This window comes from Streptomyces sp. NPDC052016 (assembly GCF_044548445.1).
Classification (GTDB): domain Bacteria; phylum Actinomycetota; class Actinomycetes; order Streptomycetales; family Streptomycetaceae; genus Streptomyces.
Genome location: NZ_JBIUBX010000027.1, coordinates 74,158 through 94,856, shown reverse-complemented (window position 1 = coordinate 94,856; position 20,699 = coordinate 74,158). Strand labels below are relative to the sequence as shown.

General features: G+C 72.6%; 20 protein-coding genes and 1 riboswitch. Of the genes, 10 read left to right on the top strand and 10 right to left on the bottom strand.

The annotated features are described in order from the left end of the window. Window positions 1-9: 9 nt before the first annotated feature. Window positions 10-870 carry a helix-turn-helix transcriptional regulator gene (locus ACIHAR_RS30155; protein WP_365471009.1) on the bottom strand — a complete coding sequence of 287 codons (861 nt, stop codon included), beginning with the start codon at window positions 868-870 and terminating at the stop codon, window positions 10-12. A gap of 214 nt (window positions 871-1,084) precedes the next feature. Between ACIHAR_RS30155 and ACIHAR_RS30150 the strand changes: the two genes are divergently transcribed. Continuing rightward, window positions 1,085-1,543 (top strand): ATP-binding protein, encoded by a 459-nt coding sequence (locus ACIHAR_RS30150; protein WP_365471007.1) that lies wholly within the window; start codon window positions 1,085-1,087, stop codon window positions 1,541-1,543. A 1,008-nt stretch (window positions 1,544-2,551) separates the two neighbouring features. Here the strand turns inward: ACIHAR_RS30150 and ACIHAR_RS30145 are convergent. From ACIHAR_RS30145 to ACIHAR_RS30135, 3 genes are all read right to left on the bottom strand, one after another. Then, window positions 2,552-3,025, bottom strand: a complete 474-nt coding sequence (locus ACIHAR_RS30145) for a C40 family peptidase (protein ID WP_365471004.1) — start codon at window positions 3,023-3,025, stop codon at window positions 2,552-2,554. A 3-nt stretch (window positions 3,026-3,028) separates the two neighbouring features. Continuing rightward, window positions 3,029-3,207: riboswitch (cyclic di-AMP (ydaO/yuaA leader) on the bottom strand. A 380-nt stretch (window positions 3,208-3,587) separates the two neighbouring features. Next, window positions 3,588-3,896 carry a hypothetical protein gene (locus ACIHAR_RS30140; RefSeq protein ID WP_365471001.1) on the bottom strand — a complete coding sequence of 103 codons (309 nt, stop codon included), beginning with the start codon at window positions 3,894-3,896 and terminating at the stop codon, window positions 3,588-3,590. 7 nt (window positions 3,897-3,903) lie between these two features. After that, window positions 3,904-4,539 (bottom strand): ATP-dependent Clp protease proteolytic subunit, encoded by a 636-nt coding sequence (locus ACIHAR_RS30135; protein ID WP_400022674.1) that lies wholly within the window; start codon window positions 4,537-4,539, stop codon window positions 3,904-3,906. Window positions 4,540-4,602: 63 nt separating this feature from the next. On the opposite strand from ACIHAR_RS30135, the gene ACIHAR_RS30130 reads away from it, so the two are divergent. Beyond that, complete coding sequence (locus ACIHAR_RS30130; RefSeq protein WP_365470995.1) at window positions 4,603-4,881, top strand: type II toxin-antitoxin system Phd/YefM family antitoxin; 279 nt, start codon at window positions 4,603-4,605, stop codon at window positions 4,879-4,881. 130 nt (window positions 4,882-5,011) lie between these two features. Here ACIHAR_RS30130 and ACIHAR_RS30125 read toward each other — a convergent pair whose 3' ends face one another. Further along, window positions 5,012-6,025, bottom strand: coding sequence for an ABC transporter permease (locus ACIHAR_RS30125; RefSeq protein ID WP_400022673.1), 1,014 nt, complete (start codon window positions 6,023-6,025; stop codon window positions 5,012-5,014). 134 nt (window positions 6,026-6,159) lie between these two features. On the opposite strand from ACIHAR_RS30125, the gene ACIHAR_RS30120 reads away from it, so the two are divergent. The 8 genes from ACIHAR_RS30120 (at window position 6,160) to ACIHAR_RS30085 (ending at window position 13,385) form a co-directional block, all read left to right on the top strand. After that, complete coding sequence (locus ACIHAR_RS30120) at window positions 6,160-6,789, top strand: TetR/AcrR family transcriptional regulator (RefSeq protein WP_400022672.1); 630 nt, start codon at window positions 6,160-6,162, stop codon at window positions 6,787-6,789. Window positions 6,790-6,919: 130 nt separating this feature from the next. Next, window positions 6,920-7,222 (top strand): urease subunit gamma, encoded by a 303-nt coding sequence (locus ACIHAR_RS30115; RefSeq protein WP_365469211.1) that lies wholly within the window; start codon window positions 6,920-6,922, stop codon window positions 7,220-7,222. Window positions 7,223-7,233: 11 nt separating this feature from the next. Next, window positions 7,234-7,545 (top strand): urease subunit beta, encoded by a 312-nt coding sequence (locus ACIHAR_RS30110; RefSeq protein WP_365469214.1) that lies wholly within the window; start codon window positions 7,234-7,236, stop codon window positions 7,543-7,545. Beyond that, window positions 7,538-9,259 (top strand): urease subunit alpha, encoded by a 1,722-nt coding sequence (locus tag ACIHAR_RS30105; protein WP_400022671.1) that lies wholly within the window; start codon window positions 7,538-7,540, stop codon window positions 9,257-9,259. Before ACIHAR_RS30110 ends, ACIHAR_RS30105 begins: the two co-directional genes overlap by 8 nt. Before the next feature lie 10 nt (window positions 9,260-9,269). After that, window positions 9,270-9,944, top strand: a complete 675-nt coding sequence (locus ACIHAR_RS30100) for an urease accessory UreF family protein (RefSeq protein WP_365469220.1) — start codon at window positions 9,270-9,272, stop codon at window positions 9,942-9,944. Window positions 9,945-10,212: 268 nt separating this feature from the next. After that, window positions 10,213-10,890, top strand: coding sequence for an urease accessory protein UreG (ureG, locus tag ACIHAR_RS30095; protein WP_400022670.1), 678 nt, complete (start codon window positions 10,213-10,215; stop codon window positions 10,888-10,890). 1 nt (window position 10,891) lies between these two features. Next, complete coding sequence (locus ACIHAR_RS30090) at window positions 10,892-11,647, top strand: urease accessory protein UreD (RefSeq protein WP_365469226.1); 756 nt, start codon at window positions 10,892-10,894, stop codon at window positions 11,645-11,647. Window positions 11,648-11,786: 139 nt separating this feature from the next. Further along, the gene (locus ACIHAR_RS30085) at window positions 11,787-13,385 is read left to right on the top strand and encodes an alpha/beta hydrolase (protein ID WP_400022669.1); all 1,599 of its coding nucleotides are present in this window, start codon (window positions 11,787-11,789) and stop codon (window positions 13,383-13,385) included. 66 nt (window positions 13,386-13,451) lie between these two features. Here the strand turns inward: ACIHAR_RS30085 and ACIHAR_RS30080 are convergent, their stop codons facing one another. From ACIHAR_RS30080 to ddaH, 5 genes are all read right to left on the bottom strand, one after another. Beyond that, window positions 13,452-14,174: a lysophospholipid acyltransferase family protein gene (locus ACIHAR_RS30080; protein ID WP_400022668.1), complete on the bottom strand. Its 723-nt coding sequence runs from the start codon at window positions 14,172-14,174 to the stop codon at window positions 13,452-13,454. Window positions 14,175-14,318: 144 nt separating this feature from the next. Beyond that, window positions 14,319-15,575, bottom strand: coding sequence for a SpoIIE family protein phosphatase (locus ACIHAR_RS30075; RefSeq protein WP_365469235.1), 1,257 nt, complete (start codon window positions 15,573-15,575; stop codon window positions 14,319-14,321). Between the two features lie 94 nt (window positions 15,576-15,669). Further along, window positions 15,670-18,123, bottom strand: a complete 2,454-nt coding sequence (locus tag ACIHAR_RS30070) for a SpoIIE family protein phosphatase (RefSeq protein WP_400022667.1) — start codon at window positions 18,121-18,123, stop codon at window positions 15,670-15,672. 460 nt (window positions 18,124-18,583) lie between these two features. Beyond that, window positions 18,584-19,807, bottom strand: coding sequence for an ornithine--oxo-acid transaminase (gene rocD, locus ACIHAR_RS30065; protein ID WP_365469241.1), 1,224 nt, complete (start codon window positions 19,805-19,807; stop codon window positions 18,584-18,586). Beyond that, entirely contained in the window at window positions 19,804-20,616 is an 813-nt protein-coding gene (gene ddaH, locus ACIHAR_RS30060; protein ID WP_400022666.1) for a dimethylargininase, read from the bottom strand. The genes rocD and ddaH overlap by 4 nt, the downstream gene beginning before the upstream one ends. Window positions 20,617-20,699: the final 83 nt, after the last annotated feature.

Here is a 20,699-nt window from a genome sequence, read left to right as displayed (position 1 = left end):
GGTGCCTCCTTACGCGCCGTCAGCTGTCGCGGCGATGTATTCCAGTGTGTCTGCGGGCGAAAGAGCGTGCGCCCGGAGGGCATTGAAGGCCTCCGTGTAGGCCTGGAGGTCTTCTTTCCGTTCGAGGTAGAGGCTACTCGTCAAGTGGTCGAGAACAACCACATCCAGATCAGAAGTGCTCGAAAATGAGAAGATAACGAAAGAGCCGGTGACCCCGATGTGCGCTCCGGCGGTGAACGGCAGTACCCGAAGCGTCACTTGCGGCAGCCGGGCCGCCTCCATGAGCCGCTCCAGCTGCCGCGCCATGACCTCGGGACCGCCCACCTCCCGCCGCAGCACCGCCTCGTCCAGCACCGCGTTCAGTTCCAGCGGCGGCCGGACGCGCAGCACGTCCTGCCGGGCCAGCCGCACCTCCACCAGCGTGTCCACCTGCTCCTCGTCGACGCCCTCGACGGCGGCCCGGGTCACCGCTCGCGCGTACTCGGGCGTCTGGAGCAGCCCCGGCACCACGGTCGTCTCCAGCGTGCGCATCGCGGTGGCCTGCGACTCCAGGCTGATGAAGTCCCGGTAGGCGGGCGGCAGCACCCCGCGGTAGGCATGCACCCAGTGGTCCCGTCCGCCACTCTCGACCGATCCCGCCAACGCGAGCATCAGTTCACGCAGTTGGGGATCGGTCACACCGTAGGCGTCGAGGAGTAACCGCACATCGGCCGGTTTCGTACCGCTGGTGCCGGTCTCGATCCGGCTCACCTTCGACTGGTGCCAGCCCACGAGCCGGGCCGCCTGACCACTGGTGAGACCCACGCGGGCGCGCAAGGCCCGCAGTTCGGCGCCCAGTTTCCGGCGGCGCACCGCGGGACCGTGCTGCATGGGCGTTCTCCTTACAGCTTCCGGGCCGTCCAAATACGCTCTGCCGTAGCAGAGTTCACCGCATCGGGCGACAGATATATGCATAACTTGGTGGATCGCCACCCGTGACGGACGCGGCAGTGGCAGTCTGACGACGAAGCACCAGTCCGGGACCGTACTCGAACCATCCGCACCGTGTCGGACTCCGGTCCCGTGGGAAAGGGACGACGTCGCCATGGCAGACCATCTGGAAGCATCCGTCACTCTGCCGAGCGATCCCGCCTCGGTGTCCACGGCCCGCGCGTTCGTGCTGACCACCCTCGGGGAGTGGGGCCTCCCCGCCGAGACGGAGGCGGCGGACACGATCCGCCTCATCGTCTCCGAACTCGCCACCAACGCCGTACAGCACACCTTCGGGCAGTCACCCACCTTCACGGTGGACCTCGTGCTCGACCGGGACGAGCAGCTGCGCATCGGCGTCACCGACAGCCACCCGCGCTTCCCGAAGCGCCTGCCGGCCGCCGTCCAGCAGGACAACGGCCGCGGCATGGTGATCATCCGCTGGCTGACCGCCGAGTGCGGCGGCAAACTGCGCGTCCGCCCCACCCGCGAGGGAGGCAAGACCGTCTCCATCCACCTCCCGTGGTCGGTCACCGCGGAACCGGTGCCGACCGCCGGCCAACAAGACCCTTGACCCACACGGGTGACGGTCCCGACGTCCGCGCAGGGACACACCTGACCGCCGAAGCGCCGGCGGAAGTCGCCGGCGACCTCTGGACGAGCCCACGGGCGCCCGCGGAGCGGCTTGCCGCGCGGGGGACGCCCACGGAGCGGCTACCGCCCACAGAGGCGCCGGCGGACGGCTGCCACGCACGGGGCGGCGCCGACGAGGCCTCTGACATCGGTGCCCCGGCAGTCGTTCCCCGCCCGTGTCACAGCCCCGCACTGACAAGGCGCCGCGCTCGGTCCCGGGGGGAGTGTCGCGCAGCCCGGCGTTGCGGGGTACCGCCCGCGCCCACCCGTGCCGCCCCAGCGGCACGACTACCCGCGGTCGGGCGGGTGCGGCTGCCCTGGCTGGTGGGGTCGCACTGGGGGTGTCGCGCAGCCCGGCGTTGCGGGGTGTCGTCCGCGCCCACCCGTGCCGCCCCAGCGGCACGACTGCCCGCAGTTGGGCGGGTGTGGCTGCCCTGGCTGGTGGGGCGTCGCGCTGGGGGGTGTCGCGCTGCCTGGTGTTGCGGGTGTCGTCCGCGCCCACTCGTGCCGCCCCAGCGGCACGACTGCCCGCGGTCGGGCGGGTGCGGCTGCCCCAGCATGCGGCTCGGCTGTGGTGCCGGGTACGGCGACTTCAGCCTGTCCGGCGTTTGAGGACGAGGCCCGTTCAGGGCCGATGCGGGGGGTCGGGGGCGGCAGCCCCCGAGGTCGGGAAAGGGCAGGGGCGGCGGGGGCGAGAAAACCCCGGATGTCGCCGGAGTCCTGCGGCGGTCCCGCCGGTCCGCCCACGGCGGGTCGGGCGACGCGGGCGCCCGCCGGCCGATGACGGACGGCGGACGGCGGACGTGAGCTGGCCGGTGGCCGAGAAGCCGCCGCTCCCGGCCGCACAGCCCGCTCCGAGCACCCCTCTCGCCCCGCACCGCCGTCCATGCACCAGCGTGCGTTCCGGGGCGGCGGCGGCGCGTCAGGTCACCGCCACCGCCCCGGAAGATCACTTGACCCGGCCGTACCACACGCTCTTGGTCCAGATCTTCTGCAGCCGGACCACGTCCCCGGTCTTCGGCGAGTGCCAGATCTTGCCCTTACCGGCGTAGATCCCGACGTGGTAGACGTACGACCCCGAGTGGAAGAACACGAGGTCTCCGGCCTTGCGCTTGCTCGCCGAGATGTGGCGGGTCTTGTTGTACTGCTGGGCCGCCGTACGGGGCAGCTTCTTGCCCGCCTTCTTGTACGAGTACAGCGTGAGCCCGGAGCAGTCGAACCTGTTCGGCCCCGTGGCCCCGTACTTGTAGGGCGAACCCTTCTTGGAGGCCGCGACCTGGAGCGCCTTCGTCGCAGCGGTGGCGGCCGAGGCGTCGGAGGCGACACCCGGGACCACGATCGAGCCGCCCACGGCGGCGATGGCGAAGGCCGAGGCCGTACCGGCCCGGGCCATGAGCGACGGGACACGATTGAGCGCAGTCATGCGCAACCCTTCGTCAGCCGCCTGTGAAGGATGACCTGTCGGATTCGGGCTGGCGAAGTTGCCCGGCCGCTGCTGCGGCTTCACCCCAAGGGCTGCTCGGCCCGGCGCCTCCCTGGGGAGTCGACCGTCCCGGCGACCCGGCTTGCTTGGGTCCTCCACTCCTGCCGATGCACTTCTGTCGACCGGTCATCCGGGCGGCGGCAGGACTCGGCGTCCGCCCGGACCGCCCCGCCGCTTGTGGCGGGGGCTTGTCGTCAGACAGGGATCTTGGCGCACCGATGTCCGAAAATCCCAACGCAACCGGGGATTTGTGGGGTTACTCACCACTCACCCGTTCGGGTGGACACCCTGATGACCGGTCAGATGTCAAGGAGACGAAATGCCCCCGGACCTGCGCAGGAACCTTTCGTTCCGGTGTCGGGCCCCGGCAATCGCGCAACCCGTGTGGGCTGGAAAAAGCGGCCAGGGATACGCCGAACAGGGGTACGTCGTTTGGTGCGTTTCGGCTCCGGTCCGGACGTCACGCTCTCCGCGAACACCGCCCGGACCGGACGCGCCTGCGTCAACTGTCGGGGAGCGGGGGCACCGTGACGCGCGCCGTGCGGCGCTCCCCGTCCAGGACGCGCAGCGCCCGCGCCAACGTCGGCGCGTGCAGCTCGTTCTCGCCGCGCTGGTGCATCAGCGTCAGCGCGTCGCGCAGCGCGGCCGCGCGGCCGACCAGCGCCTGGGCGGCGCGCAGTCCGCGGTAGGTGTCGCCGTGGTGGGCGGGGTTGATGCGGCCCAGCAGGTCGACCACCTCCAGGTAACGGTCGATCAGCTCGGCCTCGGCCCGGGTCAGCGCCGGCAGCGGGGGCAGCTCGGGAGGCAGCACGGGCGGCCTACCTCGCGTCCGGCGCGCCGTGCGGGACGCGCCGGGTCGGCACGATCCCGTCCGCCAGCCCGTACTCCACGGCCTCCCGTGCGTCCAGGACGCGGTCCCGCTCGAGGTCCGCGGAGACCTGCTCCGCACCGCGCCCGGTGTGCCGGACGAGCATCTCCTCCAGGCGGGCGCGGACGCGCGTCAACTCCGCGGCCCGGACGGCGAGGTCACTGGTCTGGCCCTCGATCGGCTCGGGCAGGGCCGGCTGGCGGAGCACCACGCGCGCGCCCGGCAGCACGTACCGCTTGCCCGGTGTGCCCGCGGCCAGCAGTACGGCGGCGGAGGCGCCGGCCTGGCCCAGGCAGACGGTCTCCACGTCGCAGGTGACGTAACGGAGCGTGTCGTAGACGGCCGTCATGGCGCTGAACGAGCCGCCGGGGGAGTTGATGTACAGCGAGACGTCCCGGTCCGGGTCCTTGTGCTCCAGGTACATGAGCTGCGCCATCACGTCGTTCGCCGCGGTGTCGTCGACCGGTGTCCCGAGCATGATGATCCGCTCGTCCAGGAGCTTGGAGTACGGATCCAGCGTCCGGTGCCCGGATCCCGCGCGTTCGGTGAACTCGGGCAGGACGTGGCGGGTGGGCGGTCGGTTCATGGCAACCCCTCCTTCTGCGTCTGTAAAAAATGTACAGGATGTACGTCACGTTAGAATGGGGTCATGGCCTACGAGATTCCGGTGACGCAAGCCAGGGCTGAGCTCGCCGACCTGATCAACCGGGTGGTGTACGGCGGTGAGCGCGTCGTCGTGACACGGCACGGCAAGCCCCTCGTCGCCCTCGTCTCCGCCGCCGACCTGGAGCGGCTCGACGCGCTCGACGCACCGGCCGACGAGCAGGTGATCAGCTCGGTCTCCGCGGTCCGCGAGGCCGCGTCCGCCCCGCGGGAACGGCAGCGGTTCGGGATCGCGGCGGAGCACCGGGGGCCGAACCCCTCCTAGGAAGCCGGCCTCGCGCCTGCCGTGAAGGAGCCGGCTGCTCGACGACAGGAAGCAGCGACCGGGAAAGAGAAGGACCGCGCACCCCCGTCCGCTACAGCGGAGGTGCACGGTCGGTCCGGCGGCCGGTGGGTCAGCCGGCGAGGGCGGGCTCCCGCTCGGAGGTCTGCGCGGTCTTCGTGCCGCGTTCCCTCATCGCGGTGCCCAACAGCACCGCCCCGAGTCCCAGCGCGGCCCACCAGGTGAGGGTCAGGGCGGGGCCGGTCGCCGCCGCGCCGTCGAAGAACGACACCGAGCGCAGCAGCGTCGTCCCCGCACCCGGCGGCAGCCACTGGCCGATCGCACCGGCCGGCTCGGGCAGCATCTCCGGGGCCGAGGCCGCCCCGGAGAAGGGGTTGCCGAGGAACATCACCGTGAACGCCATCAGGCCGATGCCCGCCGGGCCGATCAGCGCGGCGGCCCCGGCCACGGCCGCGCTCACCGCCAGCGTCGCCAGGCCGAAGGTCGCGGCCTCCGCCCACCAGTCGCCGGCGAGCGCGCCGAGCCAGCTGTGCGCGAGGGCCGCCGCGACCAGGCCCACCAGGGCGGCGGCGCCGACCAGGGCGAGCGCGGCACGGATCCCGCGCAGTCCGAGCAGCGTCACCACCGTGCCCGCGGCGATGCCGGCCAGTGCCAGTGGCAGCACGCCGGAGGTGAACGCCGCCCCGCGCGGGTCCTTCTCGGGTGCGGCGACGACGTCCACCGTACGCACCTCGGTGCCCCCGGCGGCGGCCTGCTGGGCCATGGCCTGCTGCAGCAGCTGGGCGACGACGGGGCCCGCGGCCGAGGCGGTGAGCAGTTCGGGGCCCTGTGCGGTGACGACCACGGCGCCGTAGACGGTCCGGTCCTCGATCGCGGCGCGGGCGGCGGCCTCGTCGGCGTAGCGGTGGATCTCGAAGGCGCCTTCCTGCTGCCGGAGGCGCTGTTCCACCTGTGCGGCAGCGGCGGCCGGCCCCGCCACGCCGAGCGGCAGGTCACGGGGTGCGGTGCGGGCGGCGGGCCAGGCGAAGGCCCACAGGGCGAGCGCCGCGAGCAACGGCACGAGGACGACGACCGCGATCACGCGCCGGGCGGGGGCCCTGGTGGAGAGGGCGGGAGCGGTGGACATGGGGGTCTCCTCTGGGCTCCTGGCCGTTGGGCCTGCGAGCCGTTCAAAAAGAAGGATCGTTCGTTTTACGTTTTCCACCGTGCTCCCGGCGAGTGCGCTTGTCAAGAAGGAACGTTCGTTTTAGGTTGGTGGCCATGGCACGCGTATCCCAGGCCCACCTCGACGCCCGCCGTCGGCAGATCCTCGACGCCGCCGCGCTCTGCTTCGCCCGCAACGGCTTCCACGCCACGTCGATGCAGGACGTCCTGAAGGAGGCCGACCTCTCCGCCGGTGCCGTGTACCGCTACTTCAGCGGCAAGGAGGAGCTGATCGCCGCGATCGTCTCGGAGGTGCTGGGCGAGGTCCGCGCCGCCTTCGAGGCGGCGGCCGGGCAGAGCCCCACCCCGCCGCCCGACGAGCTCGTGGCCACCGTCCTCAGCCGGACCCTGGCGCAGCGCGAGTCCCTCACCCTCGACGGCGCCCCCGCCTTCCCGCGCCTGGTCGTCCAGGTGTGGTCGGAGATCCCGCGCAACGACGAGCTGGCGGCCGTCCTGCGCGAGGGGTACACCGCGGTGCGCGCGGCCTGGGGGCGGATCGTCCAGGCCTACCAGGAGGCCGGGAGGATGCGGGCGGACGTCCCACCCGACCATGTGGCCCGCACGATGATCGCCGGCGTCCTGGGCTTCATCGCCCAGCAGTCGCTGTTCGGGCCCGCCCCGGTGGAGGTCCTGCGGGACGGTCTGCGCGCGTTGATGAGCATGACGGACGCGGAGCCGAAAGCCTGAGGATCACAGCTTGGTTAACATGCGCGAAATGCGCCCCAACTAGCCTGCCCCTCCACGCCACCAGGCACTTTGCCCCGTGGCCGCGGCAACCGGGCCCCGCACGGCCCGGAGCGAGGAGGTGAGGTGGGACGTGCAACTGACCCCGCACGAGCAGGAGAGGCTGCTGATCCACGTGGCGGCCGACGTCGCCGAGAAGCGCCGGGCCCGCGGGCTCAAGCTCAACCACCCCGAGGCCGTCGCCCTCATCACGTCGCACATCCTCGAGGGGGCACGGGACGGCCGTACCGTCGCCGAGCTCATGTCCTCCGGGCGCAAGTTGCTCACCCGGGACGACGTGATGGACGGCGTACCCGAGATGATCCACGACGTGCAGGTCGAGGCGACCTTCCCGGACGGCACCAAGCTCGTCACCGTCCACGACCCGATCGTCTGAGGGGGGCCTCGATGATTCCCGGAGAGATCCTCTTCGCCGAGGACCCGATCGTCTGCAACGGGGGCCGCGAGGTCACCCGGCTCACCGTCCTCAACGCCGCCGACCGGCCCGTCCAGGTCGGCTCCCACTACCACTTCGCCGAGGCCAACCCCGGCCTCGAGTTCGACCGCGCCGCCGCGCGCGGCAAGCGGCTGAACGTCGCCGCGGGCACCGCCGTGCGCTTCGAGCCCGGGATCCCGGTCGACGTCGAACTCGTACCGCTCACCGGAGCCCGGATCGTGCCCGGACTGCGCGGGGAGACCGGAGGTGCCCTCGATGCCTGAGATCTCGCGTGCCGCGTACGCCGACCTGTTCGGCCCGACCACGGGCGACCGCATCCGGCTCGCCGACACCGATCTGATCGTCGAGATCGAGGAGGATCGTTGCGGCGGGCCCGGACGCGCCGGGGACGAGGCCGTGTTCGGCGGAGGCAAGGTCATCCGGGAGTCCATGGGACAGTCGCGTGCCACCCGGGCCGAGGGGACGCCCGACACCGTCGTCACCGGCGCCGTGATCGTGGACCACTGGGGGATCGTCAAGGCCGACGTCGGCATCCGTGACGGCCGGATCACGGGCATCGGCAAGGCCGGCAACCCGGACACCATGGACGGCGTGCACCCGGACCTGGTGATCGGCCCCGAGACCGAGGTCATCGCCGGCAACGGCCGCGTCCTCACCGCGGGCGCGATCGACGCCCACGTCCACTTCATCTGCCCGCAGATCGCCGACGAGGCGCTGGCCTCGGGTGTGACGACGCTGGTCGGCGGCGGCACCGGACCGGCCGAGGGCTCCAAGGCGACCACCGTGACGCCGGGCCCCTGGCACCTCGCCCGCATGCTGGAGGCGATGGAGCACTACCCGCTGAACATCGGGTTCCTCGGCAAGGGCAACACCGTCTCGCACGAGGCGATGCTCTCGCAGATCAGGGGCGGCGCGCTGGGCCTGAAACTGCACGAGGACTGGGGGTCCACGCCCGCCGTCATCGACGCCTCGCTGACCGTCGCCGACCGGACCGGCATCCAGGTCGCCATCCACACGGACACCCTCAACGAGGCCGGATTCGTGGGCGACACGCTCGCCGCGATCGCCGGACGCGGCATCCACGCGTACCACACCGAGGGTGCGGGAGGCGGGCACGCGCCGGACATCATGACCGTCGTCTCCGAGCCGCACGTCCTGCCCAGCTCGACGAACCCGACGCGGCCCTACACCGTCAACACGGCCGAGGAACACCTCGACATGCTGATGGTCTGCCACCACCTCAACCCCGCGGTCCCGGAGGACCTGGCGTTCGCCGAGTCCCGGATCCGGCCGTCCACCATCGGGGCGGAGGACGTCCTGCACGACCTCGGCGCCATCTCGATCATCTCCTCCGACGCGCAGGCGATGGGCCGCGTCGGTGAGGTGATCCTGCGGACCTGGCAGACCGCCCACGTGATGAAGCGGCGGCGGGGCGCGCTGACGGGGGACGGCCGCGCCGACAACCACCGCGTACGGCGTTACGTCGCCAAGTACACGATCAATCCGGCACTCGCGCAGGGCCTGGCCCGGGAGATCGGCTCCGTCGAGACCGGCAAGCTCGCCGACCTCGTCCTGTGGGAGCCGGCGTTCTTCGGCGTCAAGCCGCACCTCGTCATCAAGGGCGGGCAGATTGCGTACGCGCAGATGGGCGACGCCAACGCCTCCATCCCCACCCCGCAACCCGTCCTCCCGCGCCCGATGTACGGGGCGGTCGGGCGGGCGCCGGCCGCGAACTCCTTCAACTTCGTCGCGCCGCTCGCGATCGAGGACGGGCTGCCGGAGCGGCTGCAGCTGGGCAAGAAGTTCGTCGCCATCGACTCCACCCGGGGGGTGACCAAGGCGGACATGCGGGAGAACGACGCCCGGCCACGGGTCGAGGTCGACCCCGACAGCTTCGCCGTGCACATCGACGGGGAACTCGTCGAGGCCACACCGGCGGCCGAACTGCCCATGGCCCAGCGCTACTTCCTGTTCTGAGGGCGTCGCCATGACACGGGCAGCACTTCTCGTCCTGGCCGACGGCCGCTTCCCCGCCGGAGGGCACGCGCACTCCGGCGGGGCGGAGCAGGCCGCCAAGGCCGGGAGGATCACCGGCGCGGCGACTCTCGAGTCCTTCTGCCGGGGCCGGCTGCACACGGCGGGCCTGGTGGCGGCGGCGCTGGCCGCGGCGGCCGCCGCCGGGTGCGACCCGGCTGAGCTCGACGCGGCGGCCGACGCCCGGACCCCGTCCCCCGCGCTGCGGGTCGCCTCGCGGAAGCTGGGGCGGCAGTTGACGCGGGCGGCTCGGGCCATCTGGCCGAGCGGGGAGCTGGACGCCTTGGCACGGGAGTTCCCCAAGGGAGCCCATCAGCCGGTGGTGCTGGGGCTTGCCGCCCGGGCGGCCGGGCTCGGGCCCGAGGACGCGGCGTACTGCGCGGCGTACGAGAGCGTGAGCGGGCCGGCCACGGCGGTGGTGCGGCTGCTGAGTCTCGATCCGTTCGAGGCCACGGCGGTGCTGGCGCGGCTGGCGCCGGAGGTGGACCGGGTGGTCGACCGGGCGGTGGCGGCGGGGAGGGCGACGCGGGAGAGCGGTGTCGACGCCCTTCCGGCGACGTCGGCGCCGTTGCTGGAGGTGGGGGCGGAGGTGCATGCGGCGTGGCCTGTACGTCTGTTCGCGTCGTAGGGGTGCTCGCCCCCGCCGCCCCTTCCCGTCCCGTTCCCAGGGGCTCCGCCCCTTGCGCCCCGGCCGGGGGCTTCGCCCCCTGGACCCCCGATCGGCCCTGAACGGGCCTCGTCCTCAAACGCCGGACGGGCTGGTGTGTCCTGGCCGGCGTTCGTCAAGTCCTTGCCGGACGGGCTGGTGTGTCCTGGCCGGCGTTCGTCAAGTCATCGCCGGACGGGCCGAGCTCTCCTGGCCGGTGCTCGTAGTCGGGTCTTCGAAGGAGCCGTACATGCATCTCGACCACTCTCACGAGGGCGCCGCCGCCGTCGGTGCCGACGCGCGGCGGGCCGACGGCAGTCGGCGTGCGCTGCGGATCGGGCTCGGTGGGCCCGTCGGGTCCGGGAAGACCGCGACCGTGGCCGCGCTGTGCCGGGTGTTGCGCGACGAGTTGTCGCTGGGCGTCGTCACCAACGACATCTACACCCGGGAGGACGCCGAATTCCTCCTCCGGGAGGCCGTGTTGCCGCCCGAGCGGATCGCGGCCGTCGAGACGGGCGCCTGTCCGCACACCGCGATCCGGGACGACATCTCCGCCAATCTCGAGGCCGTGGAAGACCTGGAGGATGAGGTCGGGCCGCTGGATCTGATCCTGGTCGAGTCCGGTGGGGACAACCTCACCGCCACCTTCTCCAAGGGGCTCGTGGACGCGCAGATCTTCGTGATCGACGTGGCCGGCGGGGACGACATCCCCCGCAAGGGCGGGCCCGGCGTCACCACCGCCGACCTGCTCGTCGTGAACAAGACCGACCTCGCGCCGTACGTCGGCTCCGACCTCGCCCGGATGGCCGCCGACGCGAAGGCGCAGCGGGCCGAGCTCCCCGTGGTGTTCCAGTCGTTGCGGAGTGAGACGGGCGTGCGGGACGTCGCCGCGTGGGTGCGGGCGCGGCTTGCCGCCTGGGTGGCGTGAGATGAGCGGGGTGCGCGCCACGGCGCGGATCGGGGCGCGTGCGGACGGGCGCGGGGGGACCGTGCTGCCCGTCCTCGACAGCGACGGGCCCCTCGCGCTGCGGCGGACCCGGGGCGGCGACCGCGGCGAGGCGCGTGTGGTGCTCGTCGGCGCGATGAGCGGGCCCCTCGGCGGCGACCGCTTCGCCGTCGAGGCGGCCGTCGGGAGCGGCGCCCGGCTGAGGGTGGGCTCGGCCGCCGCCACCATCGCCCTGCCGGGTCAGACCAAGGACGAGGCCCGCTACGACGTACGGATCGACGTCGCCGACGACGGCGAACTGCACTGGATGCCCGAACCGTTGATCTCCGCGAAGGGCAGCGACCTGCACGTCTCCACCCGCGCCGACCTCGCCCCCGGCGCGCGGCTCGTGCTGCGCGAGGAGCAGGTGCTCGGGCGGGCGGGGGAGGAGCCCGGACGGCTGGCCGGCCGGCTCGTCGTACGGGTCGGCGGGAAGGTGGTGCTCGATCAGGAGCTGGCGTGCGGGCCCGGCGCCCCCGGCGGCTGGGACGGGCCCGCCGGCCTCGCGGGACATCGGGCCGTCGGTCAACTGCTCGTCGTGCGCCCGGAGTTCGCTGACCGTCCGGTGGCCGCCCGGGTGCTCGGCGAGACGGCCGCCCTCATGCCGCTCGCCGGGCCCGCCGCCCTGGTGACCGCCGTCGCCCCGGACGGGCTGCGACTGCGGAGCGTTCTGGACGAGGCACTCAAGTCGCTGTGCTGACAAGCGCGTTCATCCGGTCAGCGGAGGTACTTCTCCGGTTATCGGATTGGCAAAGAAGGTCAACCACACCTGTTCCCAGGCACCTCACAGCAGCAAGGATCCCCGTACCTGTTGTCACTAGGTACGGGGAGGAACCCTCTTGAGGGACATACGACCGAACAGGCGGACGGCGGCACTCGGCTCGGCCGGTGTGCTCGTCACCGCCACCCTGATGGCCGGTGCGATCGCCGCGCCGACGGCCAGCGCGACCAGCGGCCGTTCGGGGCAGGACCGGGAGATGCGCGGCGCCGCCATCGCCGCCGAGCGCGCGGCCGAGGCCGGCGTCGACTGGCAGGACTGCCCCGCCGACTGGGGACTGGAGAAGCCGATCCAGTGCGGCTGGGTCACCGTGCCGCTCGACTACGCCAAGCCCAACGGCAAGCAGATCAAGCTCGCCGTCGACCGCATCGGCAACACGGGGACCAAGGAGGAGCGCCAGGGCGCCCTCGTCTACAACCCCGGCGGCCCCGGCGGCTCGGGCCTGCGCTTCCCGCGCCGCGTGACCACCAAGGCCCCCGTCTGGGCCAACATCGCCAAGGCCTACGACTTCGTGGGCTTCGACCCGCGCGGTGTCGGCAAGTCCGCGCCCATCTCCTGCGTCGACCCGACGGACTTCGTGAAGGCGCCCAAGGCCGACCCGGTCCCGGACAGCGAGGCCGACAAGCTGGCGCAGATCAAGCTGGCCCGCGAGTACGCCGAGGGCTGCTACGAGCGCAGCCGCGAGATGCTGCCGTACATGACCACGCCGAACACCGCGCGCGACCTGGACGTCATCCGCGCCGCCCTCGGCGAGAAGAAGCTGAACTTCCTCGGCGTCTCCTACGGCACCTACATCGGCGCCGTCTACGGCACCCTCTTCCCGGGTCACGTCCGCCGCATGGTCGTCGACAGCGTCGTCAACCCGTCCCGCGAGAAGATCTGGTACCAGGCCAACCTCGACCAGGACGTCGCCTTCGAGGGCCGCTGGAAGGACTGGCAGGACTGGGTCGCCGCCAACGACGCCACCTTCCACCTCGGCACCACCCGTGACGCCGTCCAGGCCAAGTGGCTCGCGCTGCGCGCCACCGCCAAGAAGAACCCCATCGGCGGAGTCGTCGGCCCGGCCGAGCTGATCTCCTTCTTCCAGAGCGCGCCGTACTACGACTCCTCGTGGGTGCCGGTCGCCACCGTCTTCAGCAAGTACTTCCAGGGTGACACCCAGGCCCTCGTCGACGCGGCCGCCCCCGACCTCACGGACACCGCCGGCAACGCCGCCTCCGAGAACGGCAACGCCGTCTACACGGCCGTCGAGTGCGCCGACGCCAAGTGGCCAACGAGCTGGCGGACGTGGAACCGTGACAACACCCAGTTGCACAAGGACCACCCGTTCATGACCTGGGCCAACGCCTGGATGAACCTGCCCTGCGCCTTCTGGCCGACCAAGCAGCACACCCCGGTGGACGTCAAGACCCACAAGGGCCTGCCGCCGGTGCTGATCGTGCAGTCCGAACGTGACGCGGCCACCCCGTACGAGGGCGCCGTCGAACTGCACCAGCGCTTCAAGGGCTCCCGCCTCATCACCGAGAAGGACGCGGGCTCCCACGGCGTCACCAGCCTGGTCAACTCCTGCGTCAACACCCGGGTGGACGCCTACCTGCTCACCGGCGGGCTGGACACCGCGGACGTGACCTGCGCCCCGCACGCCACGCCCAAGCCGTAGCCACCACCGAGGCAACGAGGGGCGGCCGGATCGCACCGTCCGCCCCTCGTCGCCGTCCGCCCGTTCTCAACTCAGCGGGAGCCGCGGGAACCTGCGCGCCTTCTCGCGGGCCGCCTCCTCCTCCGCCTTGACCACGGCGGCGTACTGGTCGACGTACTCCTGCTCCGACAGCGTCAGGATCGCGTACATGATCTCGTCGGTGACCGCGCGCAGGACCGCCTTCTCGTTCTCCATGCCGGCGTAGCGGGAGAAGTCCAGGGGCTCGCCGAAGCGGATGACGACGGGGCGGATGCGCGGGATCACCTTGCCGGGCGGCTGCGCCTCGAACGTGCCGATCATCGCGCAGGGCACCACCGGCACGCCGGCCTTCAGAGCCATCACCGCGACGCCCACCTTGCCCTTGTAGAGACGGCCGTCGTGCGAGCGGGTGCCCTCCGGGTAGATGCCCAGCAGCTCGTCCTTGCTCAGGACGCCGAGGCCCTCGCGGATCGCGGCCTGGCCGGCCTCCTTGCCGGAGCGGTCGACCGGGATCTGCCCGGCGCTGCGGAAGAATGCCGCGGTCAGCCGCCCCTTGATGCCGGGACCCGTGAAGTACTCGGCCTTGGCCAGGAAGGTGATGCGCCGCTTGAGGACCGCCGGCATCAGGAAGTGGTCCGAGAACGACAGGTGATTGCCCGCGATGATCGCCGCGCCGGACGCCGGAACGTGCTCGAGCCCCTCTATTCGGGGCCGGAACAGCAGCCTCAGCAGCGGTCCCAGTACCACGTATTTCAGGAGGTAGTAGAACAAGAGGTCGCTCCTCGGTCCGGCGGATCGGCGGGGCCGCCGTCTTCCGGCAGGTCAACCGGCAGAATGGGGCTGCCAGTCTAGGCGCGGGCGGATGCCGCCGGAACCCGGCCGCGTGACGGTGCGTCACCCCGCCGCGGGACGCGTTCACAGCCGCACGATGACGAGCGCCGTGTCGTCGGTCGCGCCCCCGGGCGGCAGCAGCTCCAGCAGGACGGCGTCGGCGAGGGTCTCGGCGTCGGCGTCCCGGTGCCGGACGAGGGCGTCGGCGAGCCGGGCCAGCCCGGTGTCGATGTCCTCCCGCCGCCGCTCCACCAGGCCGTCCGTGTACAGCGCGAGGGTGGCGCCGGTGTCGAAGTCCGTGGTCGCCTGCGGCCGGGGAACCGGGTCGGGGCGGGCGTCCAGTGGGGTGTCGGTGGCCCGGTCCAGGAACTCCACGCGGCCGTCGGCGTGCATGAGCATCGGCGGGGGATGGCCCGCACTGCTGTAGGTGATGGTGTGGTGGTCGAAGTCGATGAAGGTCGTCACCGCCGTGGCCGACTCCGCGCCGTCCACCACGTGCGCGTACCGGCCCAGGACGTCCAGGGCCTGGGCGGGCCCCGCGGCGACCCGGGAGGCGGCGCTGAGCGCGCTGCGCAGCTGGCCCATCACCCCGGCGGCCGGCAGACCGTGCCCGACGACGTCGCCGACCGACACCCCGATCCGGTGGCCGCCGACCAGGTCGACCAGGTCGTACCAGTCGCCGCAGACGTTCAGCGCGCCGACCGCCGGCCGGTAGCGCACGGCCGCACTGTGGTGGCGGACCTGCCGGGGCGCGGGCAGCATCGCCTCCTGGAGGGCGAGGGCGACCTCGCGCTCACGGGCGTGGGCCAGGCGCAGACGCTCGTTGAGCTCCTGGAGTTCGCGGGCGCGGGTGTACAGCTCGGCTTCCAGAACCCGGGACCGGCTGCCCGTCCCGTCCTCGGGCGAGCTGCTGCTCCCCCGGACCCCGTGGGCCCGGACCAGCTCGGTGACCTCCTCGATGCGGTGCACCAGCAGCACCACCGAGCCGTCCGGGCCGTGCACCGGCGCGTTGACGGGGCTCCAGTAGCGCTCCTCCCACTCCCCGGGCCGGTCGCGCGACTCGACGTCGTAGCGCTGCAGGGCCATGGTGTCGCGCTCGCCGGTGGCCAGGACCCGCTGCAGGGAGGTCCGCAGACTGCTTATGCCGTGCGAGGACGGGTTGTCGGGGTTGTCCGGGAAGACCTCGGAGAGGTGGCGCCCGACCACCTGCTCGCGCGTGCGGCCGATCACCCGCAGGAACTCCTCGTTGGCGTCCGCGTAGACCAGTTGGGGGGTCAGGAGCGCCACCATGCCCGGCAGGGTCTGGAACACCGCCGCGTAGTCGATCGCCGTGTCGTTCATGACCCAAGCCCCATCCGACCCATGACCCGCTGATGTCCGATATGTGGATATTGCGACATTTTCTCATGGGGTGCGGCACCGAGCGGCTCTCCCGTCACATCTCGGCACCCGTGAGAGGCTGCTCGGCCCAGATGATCTTCCCGTCGGGCACGAAGCGCGTGCCCCACCGCCGGGTGACCTGCGAGACCAGCAGCAGGCCCCGCCCACCCTCGTCCGTGGTGCGCGGATGGCGCAGATGGGGAGCGGTGGCCCCGCCGTCGTGCACCTCGCAGATGAGGGCGCGCCCACGGATCAGGCGCAGCCGGATGGGGCCTTCGGCGTAACGGATGGCGTTGGTGACCAGTTCGCTGACCACCAGCTCGGTGGTGAACACCAGCTCGACGAGGTCCCAGTCGGCCAGTCGGCGGCTCGCCGCCTTGCGGGCCTCGGCGACCGCGGCCGGATCGGCGGGCAGCTCCCAGTCCGCGACCCGGTCGGGGGACAGTCGGCGGGTGCGGGCCAGCAGCAGGGCCACGTCGTCGTGCGGACGGTCCGGCACGAGGACGTCGATCACCGTCCGGCAGCGCAGTTCGAGTGAGGGCTCCCGCCCTTCCAGGGCGCGCCGCAGCCGCTCCCGGTCGGTGTCGAGCGCCCACTCCTCGCCGCGGGCCAGCAATCCGTCCGTGTGCAGCGCGAGCGTGCTGTCCGGCGGCAGTTCCAGCTCGACCGCCTCGAACGGCGGCCCGCCCACGCCCAGCGGCGGCCCCTGCGGCAGGTCGACGAAGGTGACCGTGCCGTCGGGCAGGACGACGGCCGGGGCGGGGTGCCCCGCGGCGGCCATCACGCACCCCCCGTCGACCGGGTCGTAGACGACGTACAGGCACGCCGACCCCGCGGCCTCCGTCCCCTCGGCCATGGTCTCCGCCCCGTCGTCCACGGCGTCCGTGCCGGCGGAGTCCTCGTGGGCCGTGAGCGCGACCACGTCGTCGAGGTGGGCGAGGATCTCCTCCGGCGGCAGCTCCAGCGCGGCGAGCGTGCGGACGGCGGTGCGCAGCCGTCCCATGGCCGCGGCGGCGTCGATGCCGTGCCCGGGCACCTCGCCCACCACGAGGGCCACCCGGGCACCCGACAGCGGGATCAGGTCGTACCAGTCGCCGCCGAGGCCGGTCAGCTCGTCGGCGGGCCGGTAGCAGGCGGCCACCTCGACGGCGTCCTGGTCGGGCAGCCGGTGGGGGAGCAGGCTGCGCTGGAGCACGAGCGCCGCGTTCCTCTCGCGGGTGTAGCGGCGCGCGTTGTCCACGCAGACGGCCGCCCGCGAGACCAGATCCTCGGCCAGGGCGACGTCGTCCTCGCTGAAAGGCTCCTGCGTGGGCCGGCGCAGGAACGTGGTGACGCCGAGGGTGGTGCCGCGCGCCCGGACCGGGACGACCAGCACACTGGGCTGCCCGGCATGCTCCCCGCCGACCGGAGGAAGGACCGGCCGCCAGTCCTCGGGTCCGAGCCGCTCCGCGCGCCAGGTCGCCCCGGTGGTGAGACAGGAGACGGGAGGCGCATCCTCCGCGTAGGCCACGACGGCGTCCGCCCCGGTGAGGGGCTCGTACCCCGCCGCGGAGCGCTGTCCCACCCTCCGCAGCTTCACACCCGCGGCTTCCGCCCGCCCCGTTCCGGGCTCGGCACCCCGCAGCACCCCCTCCAGCAGATCCACGGCGACGGCGTCGGCGAAGCCGGACACCGCCACGTCGGCGAGCTCCTGCGCGGTCCGCGCGATGTCCAGGGTGCGGCCGATGCGCCGGCCGGCCCGGTCCAGCAGGGCCAGGCGCTGCCGGGCGCGGTGACGGTCGGTGATGTCCACGACCGTGTAGTAGACGCCCATCGGGTTCCCGTCCTCGTCGTCGAGACGGGTGAACGACAGCATGTGCGCCGTCTCCTGGTGCGGTGCCGCCCGGACCCGGCCGACGTGCTCGTAGCCGACGACGGACTCGCCGGTCTCCAGCACGTGCCGCATCTGCGCCTCGGCCGCCTCCGCGTCCAGGCCCGGCTGGACGTCCCCGAACCGCAGACCCAGCCGGCGCTCGGGCGGGCCGCCGCCGAACCGGCTCAGGGCCGCGTTCGACCAGACGAAACGCAGGTCGGTGTCGACGATCGCGATGCCGATCGGCGAGCCGCCCACCATCTGCTCCAGCGCGGAACGGCTCATGTCCCAGCCGGGGGCGTCCCCCATCTCGTTGAGCAGCACCAGCCAGCGCGCCGGGCCGCCGGGTTCGTCCGCCGAGGTGATCCGGGCCATGAGCGCAAGCGGCTCCCGGTCCCTGCGGCGGGCCGACAGCAGCCCCGTCCACCCGCCGTCGCGGCGGCACCGCTCGAGCACGTCCGGCACCCGCCCGGCGTCCACGTGGGTCAGCAGCCCTGCCAGGTCCTTCCCCACCGCCTCGGCGGCCGGATACCCGAGCAGCCGCTCGGCTTCCCTGGTCCAGCTCGTCACCACGCCCCGCGCGTCGATCAGCAGGGGCGCGGCATCCGCCACGTCGAACCGCCGGCGGGGAACGTCGTCCTCGTCGTGTGTGCCCACGGTCGACCTCTCTGTCGCTGAGAGTGGTCTACCACCACTTGCCTCCATCTTCACCCTGCGCAGCGACGATGTGCGCGACGCGGTGGCCTCCGGCGACGCGGTGCCCTCCGGCGACGCGGTGCCCTCCGGTGACGCGGTGCCCTCCGGTGACGCGGCACCCCCGGCGGCCGGGAGCCGACGCGGTGCCCTCCGGTGACGCGGCACCCCCCGGCGGCCGGGAGCCGACGCGGCGGGTGTCGCGCGGGGAGGCGGGCGGCTCCCCGCGGCTCCGATGCGTCCCTGGGGCGCGGGGCCGTCGGGTTCGGTGCGTCTCCGGGGGCGCGGTCCGACCGCCGGTGGGTGCGGTGCCGTTGTGGCTGGTCGCGCTGTTCCCCGCGCCCCTTTAGCGCTGGCCTGGGTTCTGCGGCACCTGCCGCGCTGTTCCCCGCGCCCCTTCAACGCCGGTCCCGGAGCCCCCTTCTCAGCCCTCCGCCAGGACCTTGCCCAGCGCTCCCAGTGCTGCCTCCAGTTCCTCCCCGGTGATCGTCAGGGGCGGTGCCAGGCGGATCGTCGAGCCGTGCGTGTCCTTCACCAGCACGCCCTCCGCGAGCAACCGCTCCCCGATCTCCCGCCCGGTGCCGACCGCCGGGTCCACGTCGACCCCCGCCCACAGGCCACGCGCGCGGAAGCCCACCACGCCCTTGCCGACCAGGCCCGTCAGGCCGTCGCGCAGGACCACGCCGAGCTCCGCGGCCCGGCGCTGGTACTCACCGGTCTCCAGCAGCTCCACCACCGCCGTGCCGACCGCGGCCGCCAGCGGGTTGCCGCCGAAGGTCGACCCGTGCTCGCCCGGACGGAGGACCCCCAGCACCTCCCGCCGCGCGACGACCGCCGACACCGGCACGATGCCGCCGCCCAGCGCCTTCCCGAGCAGCAGCACGTCGGGTACGACCCCCTCGTGCTCCACCGCCAGCGTGCGGCCCGTGCGGCCGAGCCCGGACTGGATCTCGTCCGCGACGAACAGGCAGCCGGCCCGGTGGGTCAGCTCACGCACGCCCGCCAGATAGCCGTCGTCGGGGATGACGACGCCCGCCTCGCCCTGGATGGGCTCGATCAGCACCGCGGCCGTCGTCTCGTCGACCGCCGCCTCCAGCGCGGCGAGGTCGTTGTACGGCACGATCCGGAAGCCCGGCGTGAACGGGCCGAATCCCTGCCGCGCCGTCTCGTCCGTCGAGAAGCTCACGATCGTCGTCGTACGGCCGTGGAAGTTGTCGGCCGCCACCACGATCGTCGCCCGGTCGGCCGGGACCCCCTTCACCTCGTACGCCCACTTGCGGGCCACCTTGATGCCGCTCTCGACCGCCTCGGCGCCGGTGTTCATCGGCAGCACCATGTCCAGGCCCGTCAGCTCCGCCAGCCGCTCGGCGAACTCGGCGAGGCGGTCGTTGTGGAAGGCGCGGGAGGTGAGGGTCAGGCGGTCCAGCTGGCGGTGGGCCGCCTCGATCAGCGCCGGATGCCGGTGGCCGAAGTTGAGGGCCGAGTAGCCGGCCAGCATGTCGAGGTAACGGCGGCCCTCGACGTCCTCCACCCACGCCCCCTCGGCCCGCGAGACGACCACGGGCAGCGGGTGGTAGTTGTGCGCGAGGACGGGCGCCTCGGCCTTGATGAGGTCGGCGGAGGTACGCGTACGGGCGGGAGCGGTCATGAGCGGATCTCCTGGGTGCAGCACTTGATGCCACCGCCGGCCTTCTGGAACTCGGACAGGTCGACGGGGACGGGGACGTAGTCGCGCTCGGCGAGGCGGGCCGCGAGGGCCTCGGCGCGGGGGGCGATGAAGACGTGACGGCCGTCGGAGACGGAGTTCAGACCGAAGGTCATCGCGTCGTCGCGGGTGGCGAGCACCGCGTCCGGGTACAGCCGGGCGAGCACCTCACGGCTGCCGGGTGAGAACGCCTCCGGGTAGTACGCGATGTTGTCGTCGTCCAGGACGAACAGCGCCGTGTCCAGGTGGTAGAAGTGCGGATCCACCAGGGTCAGACTGATCACCGGGTGGCCGAAGAACTCCTGCACCTCGCGGTGCGCCTCACGGGTCGTACGGAACCCGGTGCCGGCCAGCACGTACCGGCCCGTCCACACCAGGTCGCCCTCGCCCTCGCAGACGGACTCGGGCCGATGGACGTCGTATCCCGCCGCCTTGAACCACGTGTCGTAGTGGGTGGACTCGGGGCGCCGCTCGGGCGCGTGGAAGAGGGAGCCGAAGACACGGCCGCCGACCACGACCGCGGAGTTCGCGGCGAAGACCATGTCGGGCAGACCGGGGGCCGGCTCCACGGTGTCGACGGTGTGGCCGTGGGCGCGGTAGGCGCTGATCAGCGTGCGCCACTGCTCCTGCGCCAGATCGAGGTCGACGGGGGTGTCGGGACGCATCCAGGGATTGATCGCGTACCGCACGGCGAAGTGTCTGGGTTCACAGACCAGGAAGCGCCGGGGGCGCGACACACGACTGACGGACACAGAGGGGTTCCTCCGTATTTCCTGCGATGTCGACTTGGGGTTGACACCACGGTAGAAAGCGACGGGGACGCCCGACAAGGAAC

Excerpts from the sequence above, each read along its gene's own strand:
- ACIHAR_RS30075 (WP_365469235.1), bottom strand. The coding sequence starts at position 15,575 with ATGAACGACACGGCGATCGACTACGCGGCGGTGTTCCAGACCCTGCCG.
- ACIHAR_RS30105 (WP_400022671.1), top strand. The coding sequence starts at position 7,538 with ATGCCTGAGATCTCGCGTGCCGCGTACGCCGACCTGTTCGGCCCGACC.
- ACIHAR_RS30150 (WP_365471007.1), top strand. The coding sequence starts at position 1,085 with ATGGCAGACCATCTGGAAGCATCCGTCACTCTGCCGAGCGATCCCGCC.
- ACIHAR_RS30120 (WP_400022672.1), top strand. The coding sequence starts at position 6,160 with ATGGCACGCGTATCCCAGGCCCACCTCGACGCCCGCCGTCGGCAGATC.
- ACIHAR_RS30100 (WP_365469220.1), top strand. The coding sequence starts at position 9,270 with ATGACACGGGCAGCACTTCTCGTCCTGGCCGACGGCCGCTTCCCCGCC.
- ureG (WP_400022670.1), top strand. The coding sequence starts at position 10,213 with ATGCATCTCGACCACTCTCACGAGGGCGCCGCCGCCGTCGGTGCCGAC.
- ACIHAR_RS30110 (WP_365469214.1), top strand. The coding sequence starts at position 7,234 with ATGATTCCCGGAGAGATCCTCTTCGCCGAGGACCCGATCGTCTGCAAC.
- rocD (WP_365469241.1), bottom strand. The coding sequence starts at position 19,807 with ATGACCGCTCCCGCCCGTACGCGTACCTCCGCCGACCTCATCAAGGCC.
- ACIHAR_RS30135 (WP_400022674.1), bottom strand. The coding sequence starts at position 4,539 with ATGAACCGACCGCCCACCCGCCACGTCCTGCCCGAGTTCACCGAACGC.
- ACIHAR_RS30125 (WP_400022673.1), bottom strand. The coding sequence starts at position 6,025 with ATGTCCACCGCTCCCGCCCTCTCCACCAGGGCCCCCGCCCGGCGCGTG.
- ACIHAR_RS30090 (WP_365469226.1), top strand. The coding sequence starts at position 10,892 with ATGAGCGGGGTGCGCGCCACGGCGCGGATCGGGGCGCGTGCGGACGGG.
- ACIHAR_RS30155 (WP_365471009.1), bottom strand. The coding sequence starts at position 870 with ATGCAGCACGGTCCCGCGGTGCGCCGCCGGAAACTGGGCGCCGAACTG.
- ACIHAR_RS30130 (WP_365470995.1), top strand. The coding sequence starts at position 4,603 with ATGGCCTACGAGATTCCGGTGACGCAAGCCAGGGCTGAGCTCGCCGAC.
- ACIHAR_RS30145 (WP_365471004.1), bottom strand. The coding sequence starts at position 3,025 with ATGACTGCGCTCAATCGTGTCCCGTCGCTCATGGCCCGGGCCGGTACG.